The organism is Bacillus sp. 01N45, from assembly GCF_056399205.1.
The window spans coordinates 16533-38174 of sequence record NZ_JBFTQW010000014.1 but is presented as its reverse complement, the minus strand read 5'-3'; the positions used below and the strand labels follow the sequence as shown (position 1 = coordinate 38174).

Genomic DNA, 21642 nt, shown 5'->3' with positions numbered 1-21642 from the left:
TCAAATGTTATTTTTTTAAACTTTCTTCATACGCTTTTACTTCATCTAGTATGTTTGAAGATGAAAAGATTCGGTTGATTGAAAGCTTACCAGAGGCAGATACACTACTAATTATTTGGATTAAATTGTTGTCTCAAGCAGGTAGAACGAATGCCAATGGTTACATTTTCTTGAGTGAAAACATTCCTTTTACAGAAGAAATGCTTTCTACACTTTTTAATAGACCGATAGCAACTGTAAGACTGGCACTACAAACATTTAAACAGTTCGGAATGATTGATGTAACAGATGATCAGTACATATGCATCTCGAACTGGGAGAAGCATCAGAACATTGATGGATTAGAACGCGTAAAACAATTGAATGCAGAACGAAACAAAAAGTACCGCGAACGCAAGAAACAACAGCAATTAGCACTGGGAGATAAGGGTGAAGAAAGTGACGCTTGCGTGACGTCACGTGACGCAACAGATATAGAAGAAGATAAAGAATTAGATATAGATAAAGAAAAAGATAAAAAGAAGAAAGAAAAGCATTCCCGTCACAAGTTTGAAACCTGCGACACCAACGGGGCTAATTATCTATTTGAAAAAATTAAGGGTAATACCCCTAAACAAAAAGAACCTAACTTCGATTCTTGGGCTAACGACTTTAGATTAATGCGCGAAAAGGATAACCGTGAATTACAAGAGATTAAGGATGTTATTGATTGGTGCCAAGCTGATCCATTCTGGCAAGGAAACATTTTATCTCCTAAAAAGCTACGTGAAAAGTTCGACCAGTTAACAATCCAAATGAATTCTAAAAAAGGAACGAAAAGCAATGCAGAGAGCAGCGGCAGCAATACCAACCGATATAGCAAAAAAGGTGAATATGACTATGGATTCTGATGTGTGTGATACGCATGGCATGAATAAGATGAAGTTCGGTGGACAAGTTGTTTGCCCTCGCTGTTTCCTTGAAAACGATAGTAGGAAGCTTCAGCAACAGGAACAAGCGAAATACGATGCAGATAAGGCGAATGAGAAGAAATTCATGTTCCACCAACAAAGTATGATCGCTGATAGCAACATCAAGAAAGCTAATTTTGATAATTACCAACCTACTAGAGATGAAGGAGCAAAGAACCTTGAACTCTCAACGGTAATCGCAACTGATTATCTCAACGGGAAAGTGTTTAACACGATTATGGCCGGGAATTGCGGAGCAGGGAAAACACATCTTGCTTACGCTATAGCGGATCAGCTTGCTGGAGCAGGTAAGTCATTTGTCTTCGTCACAGTTGGTGAATTGCTACGGAAGATTAAAAGTACATTCAATAAAGATTCTACATTAACTGAGGATGCAATTATACGAAGTTTAGTAAGAGCAGAAGTATTGATAGTCGATGATTTGGGAGCAGAATTAGGCGCGTTAGATGCCAATACAAAAGCAACAAACTTCATTAACAGGGTATTATTCGATGTTTTCGATGGAAGGCAAGATAAATCCACTATCTTTACGACAAACCTTACAGGAGAGCGTTTAGAGGGCGCATACGATGAACGGATTGTATCACGTATCTTCAATAAATTCAGGGCGCTAGTTTTCAAAGATACAAAGGATTACAGAAGAAAAGCATTGCCATTTTAAAAGGGGGATTTGAGATGTGTGCGTGTAACGGAACGGGAGTAATTCATAACAGCATTGGAATGGGTATGTATCAGTTTGGACCATGTATTTGCGAAGCGGGGAATCGCAGTCCTGAAGAAGTGGATAGAAAGCGTCATGCTGTTATGGCGGAGTTAAGAGAGATTCATCAATTGCAACTGGAGGGGAATTGGGATGCCAAGACTTGGAACGGATTTGGAAAAGGAAAATTATATGATGGCGTTGCAGCAGAGGAAGTACATGAAGAAATCGCGTCGTAACTTGTATATCGCTTTAGAAGAGTGGGACCTGGTATTTGATGAGATCGAAGTGATTCGATTGCAAGAAATGTGGAAGGAAGGCAAAGGAATCCTTGAAATTGCAAAAGAGTTGGGAAGACATCAATTAGAAATTACCGCCTTGATTATGGATCAGGCAGATAAAAATATCATTAAATCGCGTCCGATGGGGCTGGGGGCATGAAACAACTAACACTAGAGGATGTTGTGAGAAGTTTCAATTACACAGCAACAAGTACCGTGGACAAATTTTTGAAGCGTAATAGCGTTATGACGTACTCAGTAGAGTTTTACGACAAAGACGAAAAGTGGAAGCTTCGTTGGTTTGAGGCAAAGTCCGAGAGCGAGGCTATAGAAATGGCTAAAAAGAAATACGAAAGGATACAAATCATTAATACTTATATTTCGGATAGAACTTTAGAGGAAATCATGAATTTGGATTAGGAGGCATAGCGCTATGACATGTAAAACAAAGTTAAGGATCGTTTTTGGAACTGTGGAAAGAGCACACAGCAAATGTGTACTCATAACAATCTCAATTATTTTAAGGACCATGATATATCATCAAGGGCTTTATAAATATAGCTATACATGCAGTAAAAGAGATACTTTGGATTGTATTTTTGTTTCCAGTTCATAATAATCACCTCTCATACAAATAGTTTAATTATATTATACAGTCATTAATTCGAATGTTAAGAAAACTTAATGTGAATTAAGGTAAATTTAAACAAAATAGTTATTTGAAAAAAAGACCTCTTACGGAAAGATAAGAGGTCATCAAGAAAATGTTGTATTTGAAACACATGATGTTTCACAAAGGAATTATAACATATATTCGTATATTAAGTGTATATAATATTAAGGGCATAATGAAGATAGCACGTGAATGTTTCATAAATGTATTAAAAAAGAGATTTTGTAAATCAAGGTAGTCAGCACAGTTAACTAAGGGCTTGTTGAAAAAAAGAAGCCCCGCAGAAAATGTTACTGGGCTTCATAAAATTGAGCTATGTCGTACTCACAAGAGATTTTAACATGGATTTAGTGGTGAATAAATCGGTAAATATGTCCAATTAATCTAGAGCTATTATCTTAAACAAAAACGCTATTTTCATAGCTGAGGGGAATGAATGATGGTTGTAGAAGCAAAAGTGAAATTTGAATTAGATGAAGAACAAAAATTACAGTTTCAGAATGTAAGAGAAAACGAAGGGCAGTTATCGATATTTGATATAGATGAAACAAAGATCAAGCTGTATGAAGTCTTGGAAGCTAATGGCTGCCATTACGAGATTAGGAGTTATTACCTACACAACGATTACATGGGTGAAGTTAAGTACTTCTTTATTAGAACTACAGATGACACAATTATTGACATGTGTTTAAGCCAGTTCCCTGAAGTGTTCGCTGTGTACAAGGGATTCACTGAAACGCAGATCAAGAAGATATACAGAGGGAGATTGCAATAATCCTATTTTATAAAAAAAGAGAAGCCCTTAATCAGGTCGCTCCTCTTACTGCCAATATACAATAACTATTCCATTATAATGTATGAGCGTAAAATATTTAATAATTATCTTCATGGTAAAAATTTCATTTTGTATGTATTTGAAATACGAAAAGAGCACTTAATAAAGTGCTCTCGTGACGAGATCATTCGTTTGTAAAGACTAACTTATTTCATATAGGAAGGAACACAGAATATTATATGTGTTTCTTGTCAATTGAGTGCTTTTTTACAAACAAAGAGCAGCTAGCAAAAGCTAACTGCTCAATACAAGGAGATACAGAGAAAACTAAATGGATTTTGGCATACAGCCTATCAACATTATGGACATAATATTGATTTTTATTCGAAGGATTTCATGTTTTATAAATCAGATTATGATAGTCGATATTCTCCATATTGACCAGAAAAGAACCAAGAATTCTAGGAAAATTCCAAGTATTCTTTTTCTAGTTTTTTGAAATTCTTTTACTAAATAGCCAATAGCACAAATTGCTAGAAGAATGAAAAGAATAAGTTCTAGTGTAACTGGCATTTAATCTACTCCTAATCCATTAATTAATTTAGTATATAACGATTATAAGATATTTTTGCGGTTAATGGTGAAAAATTAAACAAAACTATCTCTATATGTAAAAAGGACCTGTTGTCTCCAACAGGACCTTTCCTAAAATGGCAAAGAGTAACTCTTACCTTACTCTTTGTTCATATACTACAAGATTGTTAAAAGAAATCCAAGGCTCTTTATATTGAGAAATAAAGAAGAATCATTATAAATAATTTTATATTTTTTCATAAATAAAAGAGCAGCTAGCAAAAACTAACTGCTCGGCCGGTTCTTCAACAGGGGGAAAGGAGAAAGGCTAGGTACTTCATTAAATGAGTTCTGGCTATCGCCTATCTATATTATTGACGGAATATTGAGTTTTATTCAGTCGATTACGTTAAATGTTTGACGATATAGTCTTTTATTAGTAAAAAAGCTGCAAGGAGAAACATTACGTCAATTGAGAACCAAAACATATCTTTTTGAGGTTTCTTAAACTCTGATATTATCGAAAACATTAAAAATAAGGCAACGGCTATTACAATACAGAGTTTAATCATATCAGACATTTATAGCACTCCTAACATTTAATCTTTTTTATTATATAGCTATTTCCAATGTTGAGGAATTTAAAAAGTGTTTTATGAGAATTCAAACAAAATAATCCTTTTACGAAAAAAGGCCCCGTTGTCTCCAACAGGACCTTTCCTAAAATGGCAAAGAGTAACTCTTACCTTACTCTTCTGCTATATAATACATAAAATACGTATAGATGTGTAGAACAAGAAATTCCAATACAATTATTTATATATATAAATTAAGTGTTTTCCAGCAGGATTAAACATCAGGAATTAAATTACAAATGTTGATTTATCAATGAATATTAATGGTTTGATAGAAAGTGATGATTAATAAAGGAATATTATAATAAAAAAATATGAAATATTGCATATTCAATTAAAGTAGAAAGTGAGGAATAACAATGGGACAAGGAAACCGTGGTATAGCTTTTGAAAAGCTTATCAATCTAACTAATGAAATGTATCAAAGAGGGGGAGTGGCGCTTATAAACAAGCGTCCGACTCCTGTAAAGGTGGCTGTGTACTAAATGGATTCTATGAAGCTAAAAGTACAGTAGACTATGACGGTGTGTATAAGGGACGAGCTATAGCATTTGAAGCGAAGTCTACAGAGAATGCTACACGATTTGATTTAAAGAATATTGCGCAGCATCAGTTGGATTACCTGGAGAAAGCAGAGCAGATGGGAGTGATTTGTTTCTTCCTTATTGAATTTAGTAAGGATAAGTCGATATTCGTTGTACCACTATCAGTCATTCAATCTTATGTAAGGATGTCTCATCAACCTAGGGGTAAGAAGTCTATACCGAGGGCGGACTTTGATATTTATGGGTACTTAGTAGAACAGACGGAACGAGCGCCAGTGGATTACTTACAATATGTAGACGAAGCAGTAACTCCAGTTATGTTTGACGGCATGATTCAATTTGATCAGGACCATAAGAAGGTAGCAAATAACATTGAAGTAGCAAAAGAGAAGATGGCAAAGAAGAAACGTAAATTATTAATTGCTTAATGGATAACGGAACTATGCAGGGGGATGGTGGGGATACTCGCTATGCATGTTTCTCTTATTCAACAAAGAGATAGTAAAATTTCACGTACCTAATGTGAATGTAAAAACCAAAATTCGAAATAGGGAGATTCCCTCATGGAACAATTAACTTTATTACCAGCAATCGATGACAAGAAAGTGCAAAAGGAAGTAGTCAGCATCTTAAAGGAATACCGTGCATTAAAGATGCGATTCAATAATGAAGTGGAACAAGAAGGGATCAGTCTGTTTCCAGAGATACGAAATTCAAGAAGAGTAAGCGAATTAAAGGTGAAACAAATAGAGAAGACTTTAGAACATATCTTAGATGCGGATGAAAGAAACATCATCACTATGAAGTTCTTAGACAACAAACCAGTTAAAGATTCATTCGTACAAAACGAATTGATGATGAAAAACTCATACTTTTGTGAGAAGAAGAAGAGTGCAATTAAACTGATCGCTACTACATTAGGAATCATTTGAAAATGGCAGAGAAAAAGTAGAGAAATAGCATATTTTTTGGGGAGTTTTTGCAAATGAAAATAACGGTAAATTATATGTACAAGCCCTTTGACAACCGCATATCGAAGAGGATTAGTACACCTTAACGTATACCGCGGCAGGGTGGGCATGGGCGGTAAGAATCTCGCCATAAGGGTGGTAAGATTCCCTTAAATGATTAATAATGACATATTCCAGTGTGGTGGGTGTGAGATAACTCGCATTCGTCATGCTGTTTCTAATTTGTATTTATCAATCAGCTCGGAACGCGTCCTCTGGGTTGATAATAAATATAAGTCTATTACTCTTTAGTATGTCGGTCTTGAAAATGGAATGGGGGTGGTTGCTCATGATTGAGTGACACTTGCATTCTAAAAATCTAAAACAGTATACGTGATCTGGTGCATTAGTAATTATTCACGACTCTTATTAATGACCAAAACAAGGGCAAAGAGTTCCACTCTTTGTTTGAGCCAATACAGCGGAAATATTCCCTTTCCGTCCCCTTAGTGTATTGGTTCAAACAAGGCGTCGGAAGAAACACATACGTCTTGATATAAATCCTTTATAATTTGGCAACGGTCAGCTAAGGTCAGCGACAACCGATGTATTGACCAGGACGACAAATTCTCATAGGGAGGACTATTCTTAGTCTTCTCCCAGTCACCGAACGTAAAGTGCGTAGCTAATAAGAGCTAAAAAATTACATGATGCGGTGGCTTGGAGAAGGTTGCGAGTACTCAGCCTTGATCTAAGAGAAACTTTGCCATTTGTTTTCTCTCTTCCCCTTTAGGAGCTGTCACCTTTCGGTGATGGCTTTTTGTTTTGTAGGATATTCTTCTTTTCTGTCGAATAGATAGATTGGGAGAGGCGGGGGATAAGTAAATGAAAAAATTTATAATAAGTATAGAAGCAGTCGATGGTAAACAACACGAATTTGAAATTGAGCATAAAAAGACAGTAACAGTTGCTGCTATAGAAAATTCTATACAAGCAAGAGAAGCAAGATTCTTCAGATTTGGAGATCGTATGGTTAATTTGGACAATGTATTCTCTTTGGTGGTAAAGGAGAAGAAGGATTAAATACAAAAAAAGCATCCATAACGGGTGCTTTTTTCTTTGTTAGATAGAAATTACACATTAAACCAGTAAAACTTTGAATGAGACAAGCATATACTAATAACTGAACACGACGTATTCATTCTTTATAATCGTATCGGACGAGCACCTTTTAGGGCTCTTTTTTTTATTGCACATAAGGAATTCCCAAACATACAATATCGAGTCAATGCCAACCAACTTATTCCTTTTCCGAGAGCTATATATATTCCGCTATAAAGCTCTTTTATGTTGCGCCATTAGAACGGGCTGGGCATTGTCGTATATTTAATACTCAGAAGCTTAGGGCACTTTATAGTGTTCTTTTTTTATTGAACAAAATGGACATTTGGGTTAAAGGATATCTATATAAATAGGTAGAATCTAATTAGTTGGTTCACATTTTAATCCAAGGGGTACTAATTCGATGCGGCGTGAAAAGGATTTGTTGAAACAATGGAAGGCGGATCTGCAAGCTATTCAAGAAGAGAAAAGGCTGAAGAAGAAGGCTAAGAAAAAGAATAAGAAATATAGCATTCCTGGTAATACAGCTGACTTCATGAATGGCAAGAATACTTATCGTAAAGAGAATGGGGTATGGAACCAAAGAAATAAATAATGTGAGGAAATATGATTTTGATTAAGTGTATAGGAATTATCGTAGGCGCTACCGCAATCTGGGTGGCGTCTTGTTTGTTGTTAAGGAAAGATAAAGGAGAAATAAAAAAGAGAGCTAATGCTCTCTTTTTTAGATTTGGTAATTAATCGCAGATTGGTATTCCAAGTACTCTAAGAGCTAATGCTACTTGAAGAGAAATCTCCAATCTAGCAATTTCAATACCAGCTACTGAGAGAACTAAAAAAGGTTGTCCATTTACAAACACAACGCAACTATCCATGGTTACGCCTCCTTTCTAGCAATCTACTATAGTATATGCATTAAACGTTAATATGTAATAGTCGAATTAATTGATTTAATATAATTGATAGATTAACCTATTTAAACAAAACAATGGATGGTTTCAGCTATGATAAATATGTTAAGTTATTGGCTAAAATCCTTCGTGATCGTGGATTGTCAGTAGAAAAAGGATTATGGACTCACTACGATGTGACGAAATATCTGGGTGGTACAGGTCATGAAGATCCACTTAATTACTTAAAGTCTCATGGCGTTTCAGAAGCTCAATTTAGAGCAGACGTACAACGAGCATACAATAATTCTAATGTGGATATTTCTGTACCTGAAAAGCCATCTAAACCAGCAGAAGTTCCAACAGTTGTAACAGACGGAATCGCGTATATTGAAGGTTACAATGTTAACTTACGTAAAGGACCTGGTACAAGCTATTCTAAGGTTCGTCAGTTAAACAAACCAGAAGCTTATGTTGTATGGGCTGAAAAGGATGGTTGGTTAAATTTTGGCGGTGAGCAATGGATTAAAAATGATCCATCTTATGTGAAATTTAGTAAGAAAAGCACAGTGAATTCTTCTATTGTAGGGAAGCGTGTTGTTTCAAAGGTTAACAATCTACGATTCTACGATGCTCCATCTTGGCAGGATAAAGATGTTGCGGGTTCTGTAGATGCAGGATTAGGTTTCACAATTGATACAAAAATAAACGTCAATGGATCCCTACAATTTAAAGTACACAATAGCAAAGGGAAAACATACTATGTAACAGCAAATGAAGCCTATGTGTATGTGAAGTAATATGAACAAAAGACCGCCTATTACGGGCGGTCAATTTTTACTAATTATTTTTTAATGCTTGTTTTATCGTTTTAACTGTTTGTTCCAGCCATTCTAATGGTGTTACTTCTAACCCATCAAAATATATTCCATCTGCAGAATACCGTATGTATTCATTTTTTTCTGTATTACTATAATCGCTTTGAATAAATTCAGTTAGAAAAATAACAGCATCTTGCAAATACTCTTTTGATACCTCTTCTAGTAATTCTTGGAGCGCTTCTTCATAGAAAGTATCTTGGTGAAAAGTACCTGCTAGAAATTGAAATACCTCATCATCTTCGAGATTATCGAAATTGTCTTCTAATAACATAATCTTCCTCCTATTATCAAGATGGATATCCAGTTAAAATAAAACTTCCATTTCTATCCTTCTTAAGTACAATTTTTGCATTTGACATATCTTCAACTGTTATAGAACCTCTTATTACACCTCGTCCAATTATTTCAGTACCATGATAACGTAAAATTAAATTATTGTCTCTTGGACTATTTAACCAACTTTGAATGCGTGCTTGATTACGAGGGTTATTCAAGACGGTAGCCACTATTTTTTCAGCTGATGCCCTATCAGTAAAAGTAGATGCACCTGCTATTCTAGGATCACTTTGTATTCTTTGTAATAGTTCTTCATCCGTTTTTCCTACATGTCGTTCAAGTAAATGCCCACCTCTAGCTTCATGTGCAGCTAGTCCGCCTCCTGGAGTAAGTGAACTGCTATCACTGGGTTTCACAGTAGTGGTATTTTCTCCTTTAGCAAACTGATGGGTCGATAGCTTTTCTTCAGCTTGTCTAAAATCAGGTGTATCAAATACAGAGCGTATATTATTTCCACCAGCTAAAGCAAACTCATTGTGATTACGATTGAATAAGGATGCAGCGTCTTGCAAGCTTTGATTAGCAGTTCGTGAAATCTCAGCTAATTTTGTGCCAGGGTTCAACATTGCAATTTTATCCACGCCTTTTGTTCCTACGAATAGTTGTCCAACAGCCAATATAGTATGACCAGCCGCGCTTCCATACCATTCTGCACCACTATACGAGTCACCATTAGTAACATCACGATTCCAAGAATCAGAAATTGTTTGTTTTATCGCATTGAACGTCTCGACTGGGTGAGAAACGGCTTCAATCTTGTTATTAAATGTGTCAATTGGATGGATAACTGCATCTGCAAGTCCTAATAATTCATCACCTATAGCGTCGCCCATTCCCTTTTTTAAGTGATAGGGGACACCTAATCCAGCTTTTTCAAAAGCAGATTCGATTTCATCATCTATAGTGTCTTTTATTTTATTCACATCTTTATAAGCTGTATCGATACCATGTTTAAATTTATCATATAAAGACTCATCGGAATTTTTTACTTTACTAAGATCCTTATAAGTTTCTTTGAGGCCATGCCAAACTTTATCACGTAAAGATCCATCATTTTTCTCACTATTTAACGGACCACACAATGCTCCATCTTCAAGATTTTCGTCATATGAAGCATCTGCGGTACGGAATTTTTCGGCAATTCGTTTCAAATCCTCTTCCACTTTTATAATCGAATTGATAGATGTAAAAGCTTTTGGTCTCGCATCGTTGAAAATTTGAACGAATTGTTGATTAGAGGCACCAATCCATTGAAAACATAAACGATCTATTTCATTACATAGATTATTATGTATAGATTCTAATGCGATTCTGGTATTATTTGCACGATTAGCGACGTCTTCTAGTACTTCAGGTGTTACTTTGATTTAAACCATTTTTCCCCTCCCTTTCCCCAATTAAAATTATGAGACGAAAGAAAAAAATGTAAATATAGAAACTTTAGATTAGTATAATAATAATTATGCGAAATAAAGAGAATCCGCCCTATTAGATGATTTTTTTGTTTTACACCAATAATATCGATAAATTTCAACGTCATATTATTATAAAATGCATCCGTTGTAGCGTTATGCGGCTTGTTCATTATGGTAGGCAGCCAGGAACGGGGATTCTCGCTAATCAGTCGTGCGGGGATTGGTTATATTGTAGTCCAAATGATTCCGTTATTTATGAGGTTGCTTGTTGAAATCGCTAAAGCTATTTAATTCTATTAATGGGTTTATTATTGGAATAAAAATAAAAAAATTCCTTCTTTTACTAATCCTAAAATAGTTATATAATGATTGTTGGAATTATATTATTGACGTTTAAAATAAAGGGGAGAGAATAGCAATGAAAAAATTATTAATTTCAGGTGTATGTGCAGCAGTATTCGGTACAACTTTTTTTGCGAATAACTCTATGGCTGAAACATCGGGCACTATCACAAATCAGGGAATACAAGCAGCGAGCGCTCAAACTAGTAAATTTATAGATGTGCCCGATTGGCATTGGGCATATAATGAAATTAACTACATGGTTGACCACAATATAATGTTGGGATACCACAATGGTTATTTTGGATCTGTAGAAAAAATAACGCGTGAAGAATTAGCGGCATTCTTATATAGAACGGTGGAAATTCCCGATTATGATATGTCACAGCCGCTTCCTTTCAATGATATAAATGATTCAATGTTTAAAAAGGAAATTGCAGCAGGATATAAAAGTGGAATTTTCCTTTACGAATTTGATGGCCATTTTAACCCAAAAAGAATCGTAACTCGAGCAGAACTTGCTCAAACTTTCAAAAACGCTTTTTGGTTAAACAAGAAGTTTGATCATCAATTTAACGATACACAAGGACACTGGGCCAATGAAGCCGTAGAAATTTTATATAGTAATGGTATTACTGGTGGTGTAGGTAACAATAACTTTAATCCAGACGGTACAGTAACGCGTGAACAATTAGCGGTATTCCTATATAGAGCTATTCCAGTGTCCATCAAAGAACTACGAGATAACGCTAAGTAAAAATAATTAAAAGACTGACTCTTATGAGTCGGTTTTTTTATTTGCAGGAATTTATAAAACATCATGGAATACTGTCACTAGGAGGTGTTGTGACGTTATGACGGACGGAATTGTTTATTCTGCTAGTGAAGTATACAAACGACTAGGAATATCCGATAGCACCCTTAGAAAGTACATGGAAGTATTATCACGTGAAGGATTCGCAGTAAAGAAGGATAATCGTGGTAGACGTTAATACACAGACAGTGACATTATGGTGATTGAGAAATTAATTGATCTGAGCAAGCATGACGGTATGACGCTAGAGAAGGCAGCGAAGATGATTGCGCAGCAAATAGAAAAGGTTAATCCAGATTTGATTAAAGAAGAGCCAAAGGAAACAGACCTAATCCCATTCCATATTCAAGAACAACTCCAGCAACAGTATGGCGTTATGGCACAAGAAATGAAACAGGGTATGTTGGCAATGGAGAAGCGATTAAGTGACCGGGCGAAGCAGAGTAATGAAGAAATTAAAGCGAGCGTAGAAGCGCATAATGAGCGGGTGGAAAAACGATTGGAAGCAAGAGATGAGACACTTATGAAGACACTGCGTGAGATGCAGGAAACGAAGAGAATGATGCAAGAATTTCGGGATGAGGTTGCTGCAGCGAAAGAGAAGAAGCCGTGGTGGAAACTCTGGTGAGGGCAGGAGGATGCACCGCCGGTAGGAACGTATAAAAATAGAGTTATAGAAAAAGAAAGGGGGATCCCTTATGAGAGTAGGGATCCCCCTTTCTTGCTATCAATAATGAGACGTTATGTCAATTTAACATGAATACCATATATACCCAAAATTACATAACATATCGTTTCATTATAATGTTAAAATACAAAAAGGGGAGGTGTAAAATTATGAATAAACTTTTAGGTTTCTTGTTTGTTGCGGTTGGCATGTGCTTTCTCATGTTAACTTTGACAATGAAAGTTCAGAATATTGCATGGGCTGTAATGTTAGGAGTCAGCATTCTGTCTAATATAGCAGGGACAACTTTATTGTTCAGGTACATTAGTGAGTATAAGAAACAAGCATTTTAATTGTTTTTGCATTGTTGAAAAAAGCAAACTCCTCTCCATTCGGGGAGGAGTTTGCTCTAATATTAAAAATTAGCTTATTTACATAACTTTCGTTATCAGAAGTAAAATTTAACTCGAAAATAGCTAATTTTATCAATTGTTGAATGTCTGAAAAAAATCAAATCAATGATATTGTCGAGATCCTTTGGCAACTTCTTGCTGTGATGACTATCATAGTGACTTTTTCTCCAGCAACCACTATTAGTGGTTAATTACTATAAGGATTTATTTTTGAAATTTGCTATTTTTTAGAAAGTATGTTAATTTAAGAAAGACCTATTTTTGTTCGGTTTGAGATTAAGAATAAATTTTGTTTTTCGTCTAAGGTATTTGAGCAAGGGTAGTAACAATATGTGTGGATATCCACACTAGGAGGCAACAATTATGGAACAAGGTAAAGTAAAATGGTTTAATGCAGACAAAGGTTTTGGATTCATCGAGCGTGAAGGTGGAGAAGACGTATTCGTACATTTCTCAGCTATCCAAATCGACGGTTACAAATCTTTAGACGAAGGACAAAGTGTAACGTTTGAAGTAGAAAAAGGACAACGTGGCCTACAAGCTACTAATGTTCAAAAAGCTTAATATTAGCTGATGAAAGACCCTCTTGTAGGGTCTTTTTTTGATTTAGTTACAATATTCCGAATACAACTTTTTTAAGGGAATTTTGGGAAAATCCATAAATTAATGCTACTAAAAGATAGTGTTATGATTATCGATAAAGCGAATCAGGGTTCAGATAATATTATTCAATAAATTCAAGAAGGTAAATATTTAGTACAGCAGGATAAAGCTAACGTTGTGAATGATTTAACGAATTATAAAAATAGTATGACAGCCTATAAAAAGCAAATGTTGGAGTGGTTTGTAGATACTGCAGAAGCAGGAACAGATGCCATGATAATGTTTGTGGATATGACAACAGCTTACTCGCTCTCAATTAATAAGGTGTTTATCGAACCAGCGGAAAAATGGGTTGGCACATTACCAAAAGGTGAAATAGAAAAATTTGCAGTCGGTGTTCGCGACTATGGACAGAAAGTTACAGCTATGCATGAAGGGTTTAAAAGCAGATTACCTGAATATAAACAAATGGCTTCTGATTTACGTGTTGTAAATTAAAGTTTCCTTAAATTTGGTGATTCTGTACAGAAGGCTGGGGCATCACTTCATAAACAAGCAGTAATGGCTGATGGACTAATTAATAGTGTCTCAACGCATGTTGCAGAAGCCCAACAAGCATTTCCAACAATACATACAGATATTATGTCTGGATTAGATGCTGCCAATAACATTATGGACTCTGCTAATAAAATTGCGAGTTATAAAATTGATGTACCTGCAGCATCCAAAAACATTGGAAATATTGACTTGAGTAATGCACTACGTGATTTAGGTGCTGATCCATCTAGAGTATATGATCGTAAGAATGATGGAGATTTATCTTTCATATTGGGTATTACGCCTATAATTGGTACAGGAAAAGAAATTGGACAACTCATCAAAGGTGAAGACTTAGTAACAGGTCAAAAATACGGTCCAGAAGATTATGCGTGGGGTACACTGGCTGCCGTATCTGGTGGTACAACACGAGTTGTTGGTAAAGTTGTTGGAAAGATTGGTGACCTAGAAAAGAAAGCGAAAAATCTTGAAAAAGCAACACAAGGTACTTCAGGTATCGGATGGAGTATGCCAAGAGGTGGAGGGGTCATCAATGGTCGTAAATATTCTGAGCATGCTTTATAAAGAATGGCTCCCGATACAATCCAAGTACGCGCTGAATTAGAGGCGCGCGCGAAAAGTAGAGGGCTTGTACCTGGTACACAGAAATTTAAAGAATTTGTGGATCCTAGAGGTATTACACCTTCTGTAGTAGAGGATATAATCAAAAATGGGACAAAAAAAGCTGGAAATAAACCTGATTCATGGGAATATACTGGACGTGACGCTAGAGTCATTACTAATGGTAAAGGTGATGTAGTAACCGTTGTCCCTTATTAAGGATAAAAGGAGCCATCGCGATGGGAATTATTTATGATGAATTGGAATTATTAGAGATTTTCTGCAATGAACCTAAGGTTATAGATGCTGATGCAAGTATATATAGTTACAAATCGACAGATACGTTAGGATATACCTTGGAATTATTTATATCTGTTTATGAAAACTATGTAAGCCTTGAATTGACGCATGAGAACTTAAAATCACTTATTTACGATATTGTAGTGGTTAATGTAAATAAAATAAAAGCTTGGGAAAATACTTTGAAAGTTTACGATGAAAGTGAAAAACAACTATTACAAGTTGCTTTTAAACCAAATTTTTCATTACAGACTAAGTTTTAAAATAATAAAAAGGGTCATTTTCTTGATCCTTTTTATTTTATGTTTAAGACCTAGAACACCTTACATACCCTGAACATGATATAAAAAAGTGAGGCATAACCAAACTTCTTCTAACTCATTCGTCTGCATATTAAGTTATATTTACCGTAATAATGAAGTTTTATTACCAAGTGCTCCAAATAGGACTTGGTATGAAGCGAATATAAATTATATATCAGGGTATCGAGGAAATGATAGAATTATTTATTCCAGTGATGGATTATTGTATAAAACTTCTGATCATTATAAAACGTTTACAGAAGTAAAATAGGAAATAGAGGGATTAAATTTATGGAAATAGTAAAATTGGATGGAAGAAAATTCACTAGTAAAGAAGTATTGCACCAAACATTAAAAAAACAATTAGATTTCCCTAGTTTTTATGGGGAAAATGCAGATGCTTTGTGGGACTGTTTAACTGGATTTATAGGTCTTCCTATAACAATAGAATGGGAATTTTTCGAGAGTACTCAAAAAATGTTAGGACCTTATGCGGATTTAATTTTAAAAATATTTCAGGATGCACAAAATGAAATGCCAGGTAATTTCTATATTGTTGTAAAATAATTTAAAGGATCTTAGGTAAAAATAAAACCCGTGGAAATATTTAATTTCTACGGGTTTTATTTTATCAATTAGATTTTCTTTCATAGTGGCCCCTCATACCTCGAATCTGCTCGGTTCTCCAAGGGGGAACAAGGAGAAAATCTAATGTCATATATAGTATTGACGGAATATTTAGTTTTATTAGCAAGGAATGACGTTTAACTCAATGCATAGCCAATGATCAAAGTTAGTGTTAAAAACACTGATAATAAAAGTGTTAGTAGAACTGTCGCTATGCTTCTAAGCATAGCAACCCAATTATCTATTTTAGAAAATCCTTTCATACCAGCAAAAAAAGTTCCTATTGTTAAAACTAGTAAAAAAATAAAGGATGAATAGGTTGCGAATTCATAATAAACAATTTCGTTTCAGATGAGGCTATCGAACCAATTTCAAGATATAAGAGGAATAAACCAATGCAAATAAAAGAAAAAATAAAGGACCATAGATTAATGTTATGTTTCATTGCTTTCTCCTATGTAATTAAAATATTTACATTTGATTTTACTGGAAAATTAAAGAAAAAGATAGCGATTATAAATTGAAATGAATTTTTTAACAAAATAATCCTTTTACGAAGAAAGGGCAAAGAGTAACTCTTACCTTACTCTTCCGCTATATAATACACAAAACAAGTATAGATTTACAGAACAAGAAATTCCAGTATGATTATTTTAATATATAAAATTAACTTGTTATAACAGAAATAAACATCAGGAATTAAATTACAAATGTTGGTTTATTAATGAATTTCAATGATAGGATCGAAAGTGATAAATAATAAAGTAATATTATAATAATAAAATATGAAATATTGCATATTTTATTGAAGTAGAAATTTACAAGTAGGAAGCGAGGAATAACAATGGGACTAGGAAACCGTGGGATGGGATGGCATTTGAAATGCTTATCAATTTAGCAAACGAAATGTATCAAAGAGGGGGCGTGGCGCTTATCGACAAGTTTCCGACTCCTGTGAACGTGTTATTTTCGAATTTCCCCAAAAAAGTACGCTATTCTATGCAAATGACGTCCTAGGTGAAAACACCGCATATCATTTTAAGAAAAGGTATTTAGAAAACGAAAAATCAACTCATCCGGCTGACGCGCCATTTCCCCTTTACAAGGATTCTCTCACCACAGAACGATATAATTATCGAAGAGAATTATGAGCCTTACTTGACGAAACAAATGATAGGAAATTCATGATGAGATATACATATTCATTATTGAAATTAGTAATAATAAAATGTATTATTGAAAAGCACTATTTATAATTCAAGTAATCAAGGCTATGTATCCATAATAATTTGAACATTCAGAAATTATAATATTATCTAAAAATGAGGTGAGATTAATAGAAAAAGTACATATTAAATGGTATGGATTGTATAGTTTAAATGATTTTTATAGTAGAGAAGAAGCTTTTAAGAAGGGAATATTTGCAATCTCTAGAGTATATGCTAAAAATGAAACATTGATCTATATAGGAAAAACCAAAAGAAGCTTTATACAAAAGATAAGGGAACTTAATAAGGATTGGACTTTTGATGAAAGCGAATTAAAGATTACATTAGGAATAATAGAGTTTCCTAGTGGTGAAAGTTACTCTGAAAAAAAGGTAAAAGAGATAAAATCCCTTCTGATTTTACGACATACCCCAGTAGAAAACAACACATCTTTATTGTACCATAGAGGGCAGTTTAATTTAAAAATTATAAATAAGGGAAGAAGGGGCTTAATTGTTAAAAAGATTTCTACAGGAGATCTAATGTGGACGTAATTGGAATCATCTTTGAATAAAATTGAAGGTTTCTTACGAACAGGAGTTTATCAATTTTTCATGTATTAAAATATTTTTGAATAACATATGTCAGATGCTTGAATCAACACAAATTTTATTATGATATGAAATCTTGTATGGGAATTGTGATTTATTTCCATCGTTTAATAAAAATATTAAGAATTATAAGAATAATGCATAAAGATTAGAAGAGAAAATAAACTCGGGGGTTAAAAAAATGGGACAAGTAAGCAGGTTTCAAGAAAAACAACAAAATCGTCGTAAAAAGGTGGTTTTTAATATTGCATTTACTTTGGTATTAGTGACAGTTGGTATAGTGACATACCAGTTGTTTTCCCCTTCTGATACATCAAAGAAAGCAATTGCTCAAGAAAAGAAAGCAACAAAGATAGAAGAGAAGAAACGTAAAGAGAAAGAAGCAGCGCAGTTAGAAGAGAAGAAACGTAAAGAGAAAGAAGCAGTACAGTTAGAAGAGAAGGAACGTGAGGAGAAGGAAGCAGCGCAGTTAGAAGAGAAGGAACGTGAGGAGAAAGAAGCAGCGCAGTTAGAAGAGAAGGAACGTGAGGAGAAAGAAGCAGCACTGTTAGAAGAGAAACAAAAAGCAGAAAAATCGGTAAAAATGAACGGAAATGAAAATAAAGAGGGAGAAAAAACGGCATCTCAAGAAAAGGGTTCTCAAACTAATCCTTCTTGGAAGCCAATTGGTACAGTGCAAGGAGCAAAACCTGAAATGAAATTTAAAGAAGGAACAGTAGATTGGAGTGAGATGAAACAAGCAATTTCTTATGCTGTTGATGTTCCAGAGAGCCAATTGATTTTCGATTTTATTGGGAATAATGGTGATAATAAAGCCTACGGTAATGTACGAGATAAGCAAAGTAATAAAAAATATAAGGTTGATATTGATTGGGTAGAGAATCAGGGGTGGAAACCAGCATCTGTTCAAGTGGTGAAATAGATAATAGAAATGTAATTATGTGTTTAAAAGTTTACTTTTTTAAAAACTCCAAAAAGAGTCCGTATCAATCAGGACTCTTTTTGTTATGTTGACAGCATTAATTACTTGGACTCATTTGTTAGATCCTGATGTGGATCAACTTTGATAATCAATAAAGTCTCATCTCGTGTGAGCGTTCATCTATTAACCAAAGAACAACAAAAAAACGATTACAGGATTAAGTTGTACAAGAAAATAGAAAGGAAGGAAATATTCTCCTCGTAGTAAACGACTTAGTAGTATCGATCTTTATATGACCAACACTCCTGCACCTAGAGAAAACAATGAAAAGCTCAAGGAAAGAAAACAACAAAGATAGAAGGGAAACACAAAGCAGAAAAATCGGTAGCTACATGTGAATGATTTGAAAAATCTTCATTATAAATTTAGGCTAACTTCACATAGAGCACATATTAATATTTTATTATTTATATGTAATGTAAGAGTAAATAAAGTGAATTGTATTTCGTTCTGTTTTTAAAAATTTAAAATTCCTTTATTTTTATATAAAGGTTTTACATCGGAATTTTAAATATTTTGGAAATAGATCAAAATAAAAGGAGTTCATATAAAAGGGGAATGTCCTATGACAACATATACAAGTGAAATGAGAAAAAGTTTAGTTTCAGAAGAAGATGTAGATATTTTGAAAATTATGGCGCATCCAATCCGCTTACAAATTGTAAATGAATTAAGTACGAGAAAAACGTGTAATGTAACACAATTAACAGAATTACTGAATATTCCACAATCGACAGTTTCACAACATTTATCAAAAATGAAGGGTAAAGTGTTACGAGCTGAGCGAAAAGGTTTAGAAATTTATTATCATATTCATAATTTAAAAGCGAGTAAGATTGTAAGTGTTTTAGGATATATAAACTAATGAAGTATTTTCATATAAAATAGCCGCTGCTGGTGAGAAGGGGCTATTTTGTGTTGCTTTATGTATTTGCATTTGAAATTTTATAGTTTTTATGATTTACAATGGTTCGATCAAATTCAAAAGTACACCGCTTACTACAATCATATCCCATAATAATAGTTCCTCCTTTAGAGAGGGGATAAGTAATGGCATATACTTTAAATGATATTTGTATCGATGTGTGTCTTATAGTTACGTTTACTCCTAGTGGCGGGGTAGAATCAATTGTAAGTGGTGGAGAAGAGTGTGGATCTAGTCCTAGTATAGTGATTAATTCTGATGGCTCAATTACTATTACATTACCATTTGTAGCTTGTTATCGCTCGTATTAAATGCCGACTTAAGTGTTGGAGCATCATTAACAAGCTTGTCTTTTAAAACTTCTTAAGTGAGGTACTAATTTTATAATACCTAGATTAATAATATTGTTTACTTATAAATAGAGTACTTCATTAAAAATCATTTTTATTTCTGCTTTAATAGGGACAGAATTACATGTATTAATGGATTTTATTGCTATAAACGGATGGCTGAGTAAAGAGATATCAGAGTTATTATAGGTTTATTTTAATAAAATAGATAATTTAGGAAGACCACTTCCTTTATTGAAAGGGGTGGTCTTTTTTATGTTGAGGTTGTATTCTCGTAAACAGCTGTTGTAGTTTTCGAAAAGTGTTTGCTCAATTAAAGATATGAAATTTACCTGAATAGAGATTTTTCTCGGAATAGTTTGGAGTTTTATGCCCTTGTACAAGAACAAAAAGTTTGGATGAGTTTGAACTTAGCTAATTTTAGCCTGATAGGCATGTGTTACTCTCCCAGAATTGAATAATTAAATTGTATAATTGAAAAAGCGTAGAAAGATTTAATTTCTACGCTTTTTCTTATTGATAAAAATCAACTATTGTTCCAAATTTTTAATATAAGATTTTACAGCTTGCAATAAAAATTCTTCCTGTCCCATACCTGCATCCACTGCCATTTTCACTACTTTTTGCTTAAATTCATGATCTGCATGAAAAGTTAATGGCTCTACATTACTTTTAAAGTAAACTCCTTCTACATGTGGAAGGATCGTACCTGATTTCATATGAGAATGTAAGTATTTAATCTCTTCTTGAAATTGCAATGGATCAACTTGTAATACGAAAGGTTTAATTTCTAATTTAATAGTATCAGATGAAACACTTAATCGCATATTTGTGACACCTAGCTCTTTATAAAATACATTTATTAGATTATAAGTAATGGAATTAAATAGTTGAGGTTTTTTAAATGAAAAAGATAAATACCCTCGTTTTGTAATTACAGCTTGCTTACGGAAAGATTCAAAGGAGTAATCATGTTCTTTATAAGTGGATAGAGGGAAAATTTCTTCGTCTTCTGTAAGAATCTTGCCATCTGCTCCATTAATTTCTATTAATCTCGCTATTTTTCCGGTATGTTGATGTGTTAATAATTGATATAAATATATATCTTCGTCTTGAATCTTAGCAATGAATGTTTTTCGCTCTTTTGAGGTAGTTTTTTCATGAGTAAGTTGAAAAGTTTCAAGGTCATCTTTATCAATGATATATACTTCTTTTCCGCGCTTTTCAATCTTTGAAGCAGGTAGTTTTCCAGATTTGATATATGTAAAGACAGTAGATGGTGCTACATTCAGAATCTCAGCTGCTTCTTTTGTACTATAACCCTCAATCTCTTCGCTATTTTTTAAACGTTCAATATCCTCTAAATAGAAAATCTTACTACCGAATTGCTTCCAGTTATCTTTATATACACATTCTATTAATCCATCTTTTTCTTTCTTTAAAATTGTTTGTACCGTTACTCCTAATAAGTCGGCTGCCTCTTTTGTCGTTACAGTAGGTTTTGTAATGAACAATAAATCCTGTGTCATGAAAGGACACCTCCATAACTATTGTTTACTAGTATTTTAGATATGTATATATCATATCAGAATA

Annotated in this window: 26 protein-coding genes and 7 pseudogenes; 26 read left to right on the top strand and 7 right to left on the bottom strand. The window is 34.0% G+C overall.

The genetic code is table 11. The annotated features are described in order from the left end of the window. Positions 1–50 precede the first annotated feature (50 nt). From AC1DMU_RS25055 to AC1DMU_RS25030, 6 genes are all read left to right on the top strand, one after another. Complete coding sequence (locus AC1DMU_RS25055) at positions 51–890, top strand: phage replisome organizer N-terminal domain-containing protein (RefSeq protein WP_372471293.1); 840 nt, start codon at positions 51–53, stop codon at positions 888–890. Beyond that, on the top strand, positions 874–1632 hold the full coding sequence (locus tag AC1DMU_RS25050) for an ATP-binding protein (RefSeq protein ID WP_476941601.1): 759 nt from the start codon (positions 874–876) through the stop codon (positions 1630–1632). Before AC1DMU_RS25055 ends, AC1DMU_RS25050 begins: the two co-directional genes overlap by 17 nt. 14 nt (positions 1633–1646) lie before the next feature. Next, complete coding sequence (locus AC1DMU_RS25045) at positions 1647–1910, top strand: hypothetical protein (RefSeq protein WP_088064957.1); 264 nt, start codon at positions 1647–1649, stop codon at positions 1908–1910. Beyond that, on the top strand, positions 1867–2112 hold the full coding sequence (locus AC1DMU_RS25040) for a helix-turn-helix domain-containing protein (protein WP_141542821.1): 246 nt from the start codon (positions 1867–1869) through the stop codon (positions 2110–2112). Before AC1DMU_RS25045 ends, AC1DMU_RS25040 begins: the two co-directional genes overlap by 44 nt. Further along, a complete protein-coding gene (locus AC1DMU_RS25035; RefSeq protein ID WP_088064959.1) occupies positions 2109–2372 on the top strand; it encodes a hypothetical protein in 264 nt (87 codons plus the stop codon). The genes AC1DMU_RS25040 and AC1DMU_RS25035 overlap by 4 nt, the downstream gene beginning before the upstream one ends. A gap of 782 nt (positions 2373–3154) precedes the next feature. Then, complete coding sequence (locus AC1DMU_RS25030) at positions 3155–3400, top strand: hypothetical protein (protein WP_088064985.1); 246 nt, start codon at positions 3155–3157, stop codon at positions 3398–3400. Positions 3401–4377: 977 nt separating this feature from the next. On the opposite strand, the gene AC1DMU_RS25025 is transcribed toward AC1DMU_RS25030, so the two are convergent. Further along, positions 4378–4554, bottom strand: coding sequence for a hypothetical protein (locus tag AC1DMU_RS25025; RefSeq protein WP_170962667.1), 177 nt, complete (start codon positions 4552–4554; stop codon positions 4378–4380). Between the two features lie 413 nt (positions 4555–4967). Here AC1DMU_RS25025 and AC1DMU_RS25020 point away from each other — a divergent pair. The 4 genes and pseudogenes from AC1DMU_RS25020 (at position 4968) to AC1DMU_RS25005 (ending at position 7820) form a co-directional block, all read left to right on the top strand. Further along, a pseudogene (locus AC1DMU_RS25020) lies at positions 4968–5581 on the top strand (Holliday junction resolvase RecU). A gap of 135 nt (positions 5582–5716) precedes the next feature. Then, complete coding sequence (locus AC1DMU_RS25015; RefSeq protein WP_088064961.1) at positions 5717–6085, top strand: ArpU family phage packaging/lysis transcriptional regulator; 369 nt, start codon at positions 5717–5719, stop codon at positions 6083–6085. Positions 6086–6988: 903 nt separating this feature from the next. Then, positions 6989–7186, top strand: coding sequence for a hypothetical protein (locus tag AC1DMU_RS25010; RefSeq protein ID WP_016119215.1), 198 nt, complete (start codon positions 6989–6991; stop codon positions 7184–7186). Positions 7187–7628: 442 nt separating this feature from the next. Further along, a complete protein-coding gene (locus AC1DMU_RS25005; protein WP_476941594.1) occupies positions 7629–7820 on the top strand; it encodes a hypothetical protein in 192 nt (63 codons plus the stop codon). A gap of 142 nt (positions 7821–7962) precedes the next feature. On the opposite strand, the gene AC1DMU_RS25000 is transcribed toward AC1DMU_RS25005, so the two are convergent. Further along, positions 7963–8100: a DUF3956 domain-containing protein gene (locus tag AC1DMU_RS25000; RefSeq protein ID WP_000376554.1), complete on the bottom strand. Its 138-nt coding sequence runs from the start codon at positions 8098–8100 to the stop codon at positions 7963–7965. Positions 8101–8225: 125 nt separating this feature from the next. On the opposite strand from AC1DMU_RS25000, the pseudogene AC1DMU_RS24995 reads away from it, so the two are divergent. Next, positions 8226–8915: pseudogene (locus AC1DMU_RS24995) on the top strand (N-acetylmuramoyl-L-alanine amidase); the annotation flags it as partial. Positions 8916–8955: 40 nt separating this feature from the next. On the opposite strand, the gene AC1DMU_RS24990 reads toward AC1DMU_RS24995, so the two are convergent. Together AC1DMU_RS24990 and AC1DMU_RS24985 are read right to left on the bottom strand one after the other, a co-directional pair. Continuing rightward, positions 8956–9267 (bottom strand): contact-dependent growth inhibition system immunity protein, encoded by a 312-nt coding sequence (locus AC1DMU_RS24990; RefSeq protein WP_000923399.1) that lies wholly within the window; start codon positions 9265–9267, stop codon positions 8956–8958. A gap of 16 nt (positions 9268–9283) precedes the next feature. Further along, positions 9284–10699: a WXG100 family type VII secretion target gene (locus tag AC1DMU_RS24985; RefSeq protein WP_476941600.1), complete on the bottom strand. Its 1416-nt coding sequence runs from the start codon at positions 10697–10699 to the stop codon at positions 9284–9286. A gap of 466 nt (positions 10700–11165) precedes the next feature. Here AC1DMU_RS24985 and AC1DMU_RS24980 point away from each other — a divergent pair, with 466 nt between their 5' ends. The 10 genes and pseudogenes from AC1DMU_RS24980 (at position 11166) to AC1DMU_RS24935 (ending at position 15913) form a co-directional block, all read left to right on the top strand. Then, positions 11166–11846, top strand: a complete 681-nt coding sequence (locus AC1DMU_RS24980; protein WP_088064962.1) for an S-layer homology domain-containing protein — start codon at positions 11166–11168, stop codon at positions 11844–11846. Positions 11847–11943: 97 nt separating this feature from the next. Continuing rightward, positions 11944–12531, top strand: a pseudogene (locus AC1DMU_RS24975) (DUF3967 domain-containing protein). Positions 12532–12740: 209 nt separating this feature from the next. Next, positions 12741–12923 (top strand): hypothetical protein, encoded by a 183-nt coding sequence (locus tag AC1DMU_RS24970; RefSeq protein ID WP_088064963.1) that lies wholly within the window; start codon positions 12741–12743, stop codon positions 12921–12923. 423 nt (positions 12924–13346) lie between these two features. Further along, positions 13347–13547, top strand: a complete 201-nt coding sequence (locus AC1DMU_RS24965) for a cold-shock protein (RefSeq protein WP_065228895.1) — start codon at positions 13347–13349, stop codon at positions 13545–13547. Positions 13548–13763: 216 nt separating this feature from the next. Beyond that, positions 13764–14084, top strand: coding sequence for a hypothetical protein (locus tag AC1DMU_RS24960; protein WP_088064964.1), 321 nt, complete (start codon positions 13764–13766; stop codon positions 14082–14084). A 150-nt stretch (positions 14085–14234) separates the two neighbouring features. Continuing rightward, positions 14235–14633, top strand: a pseudogene (locus AC1DMU_RS24955) (pre-toxin TG domain-containing protein); the annotation flags it as partial. A 78-nt stretch (positions 14634–14711) separates the two neighbouring features. Further along, positions 14712–14963 (top strand): hypothetical protein, encoded by a 252-nt coding sequence (locus AC1DMU_RS24950; RefSeq protein ID WP_372471296.1) that lies wholly within the window; start codon positions 14712–14714, stop codon positions 14961–14963. A 20-nt stretch (positions 14964–14983) separates the two neighbouring features. Further along, the gene (locus AC1DMU_RS24945; protein ID WP_088064965.1) at positions 14984–15307 is read left to right on the top strand and encodes a hypothetical protein; all 324 of its coding nucleotides are present in this window, start codon (positions 14984–14986) and stop codon (positions 15305–15307) included. Positions 15308–15395: 88 nt separating this feature from the next. After that, entirely contained in the window at positions 15396–15617 is a 222-nt protein-coding gene (locus AC1DMU_RS24940) for a ribonuclease domain-containing protein (protein WP_427325874.1), read from the top strand. Between the two features lie 20 nt (positions 15618–15637). After that, positions 15638–15913: a barstar family protein gene (locus AC1DMU_RS24935; protein WP_088064967.1), complete on the top strand. Its 276-nt coding sequence runs from the start codon at positions 15638–15640 to the stop codon at positions 15911–15913. Positions 15914–16110: 197 nt separating this feature from the next. On the opposite strand, the pseudogene AC1DMU_RS24930 reads toward AC1DMU_RS24935, so the two are convergent. Then, positions 16111–16418, bottom strand: a pseudogene (locus AC1DMU_RS24930) (hypothetical protein). A gap of 399 nt (positions 16419–16817) precedes the next feature. Between AC1DMU_RS24930 and AC1DMU_RS24925 the strand changes: the two are divergent. The 4 genes and pseudogenes from AC1DMU_RS24925 to AC1DMU_RS24910 all read left to right on the top strand — a co-directional run. Continuing rightward, positions 16818–16945: pseudogene (locus tag AC1DMU_RS24925) on the top strand (Holliday junction resolvase RecU); the annotation flags it as partial. Between the two features lie 355 nt (positions 16946–17300). Then, positions 17301–17735 (top strand): hypothetical protein, encoded by a 435-nt coding sequence (locus tag AC1DMU_RS24920; RefSeq protein WP_002004029.1) that lies wholly within the window; start codon positions 17301–17303, stop codon positions 17733–17735. Positions 17736–17973: 238 nt separating this feature from the next. Further along, the gene (locus AC1DMU_RS24915; RefSeq protein ID WP_262751746.1) at positions 17974–18714 is read left to right on the top strand and encodes a YrrS family protein; all 741 of its coding nucleotides are present in this window, start codon (positions 17974–17976) and stop codon (positions 18712–18714) included. Positions 18715–19339: 625 nt separating this feature from the next. Continuing rightward, positions 19340–19639: an ArsR/SmtB family transcription factor gene (locus AC1DMU_RS24910; protein ID WP_000214796.1), complete on the top strand. Its 300-nt coding sequence runs from the start codon at positions 19340–19342 to the stop codon at positions 19637–19639. Between the two features lie 58 nt (positions 19640–19697). Here the strand turns inward: AC1DMU_RS24910 and AC1DMU_RS24905 are convergent. After that, positions 19698–19763: pseudogene (locus AC1DMU_RS24905) on the bottom strand (DUF2187 family protein); the annotation flags it as partial. A gap of 61 nt (positions 19764–19824) precedes the next feature. Here AC1DMU_RS24905 and AC1DMU_RS24900 point away from each other — a divergent pair. Further along, the gene (locus AC1DMU_RS24900) at positions 19825–20010 is read left to right on the top strand and encodes a hypothetical protein (RefSeq protein ID WP_371400271.1); all 186 of its coding nucleotides are present in this window, start codon (positions 19825–19827) and stop codon (positions 20008–20010) included. Positions 20011–20579: 569 nt separating this feature from the next. Here AC1DMU_RS24900 and AC1DMU_RS24895 read toward each other — a convergent pair. Then, positions 20580–21578, bottom strand: coding sequence for a helix-turn-helix domain-containing protein (locus AC1DMU_RS24895; RefSeq protein WP_088064969.1), 999 nt, complete (start codon positions 21576–21578; stop codon positions 20580–20582). Positions 21579–21642 lie beyond the last annotated feature (64 nt).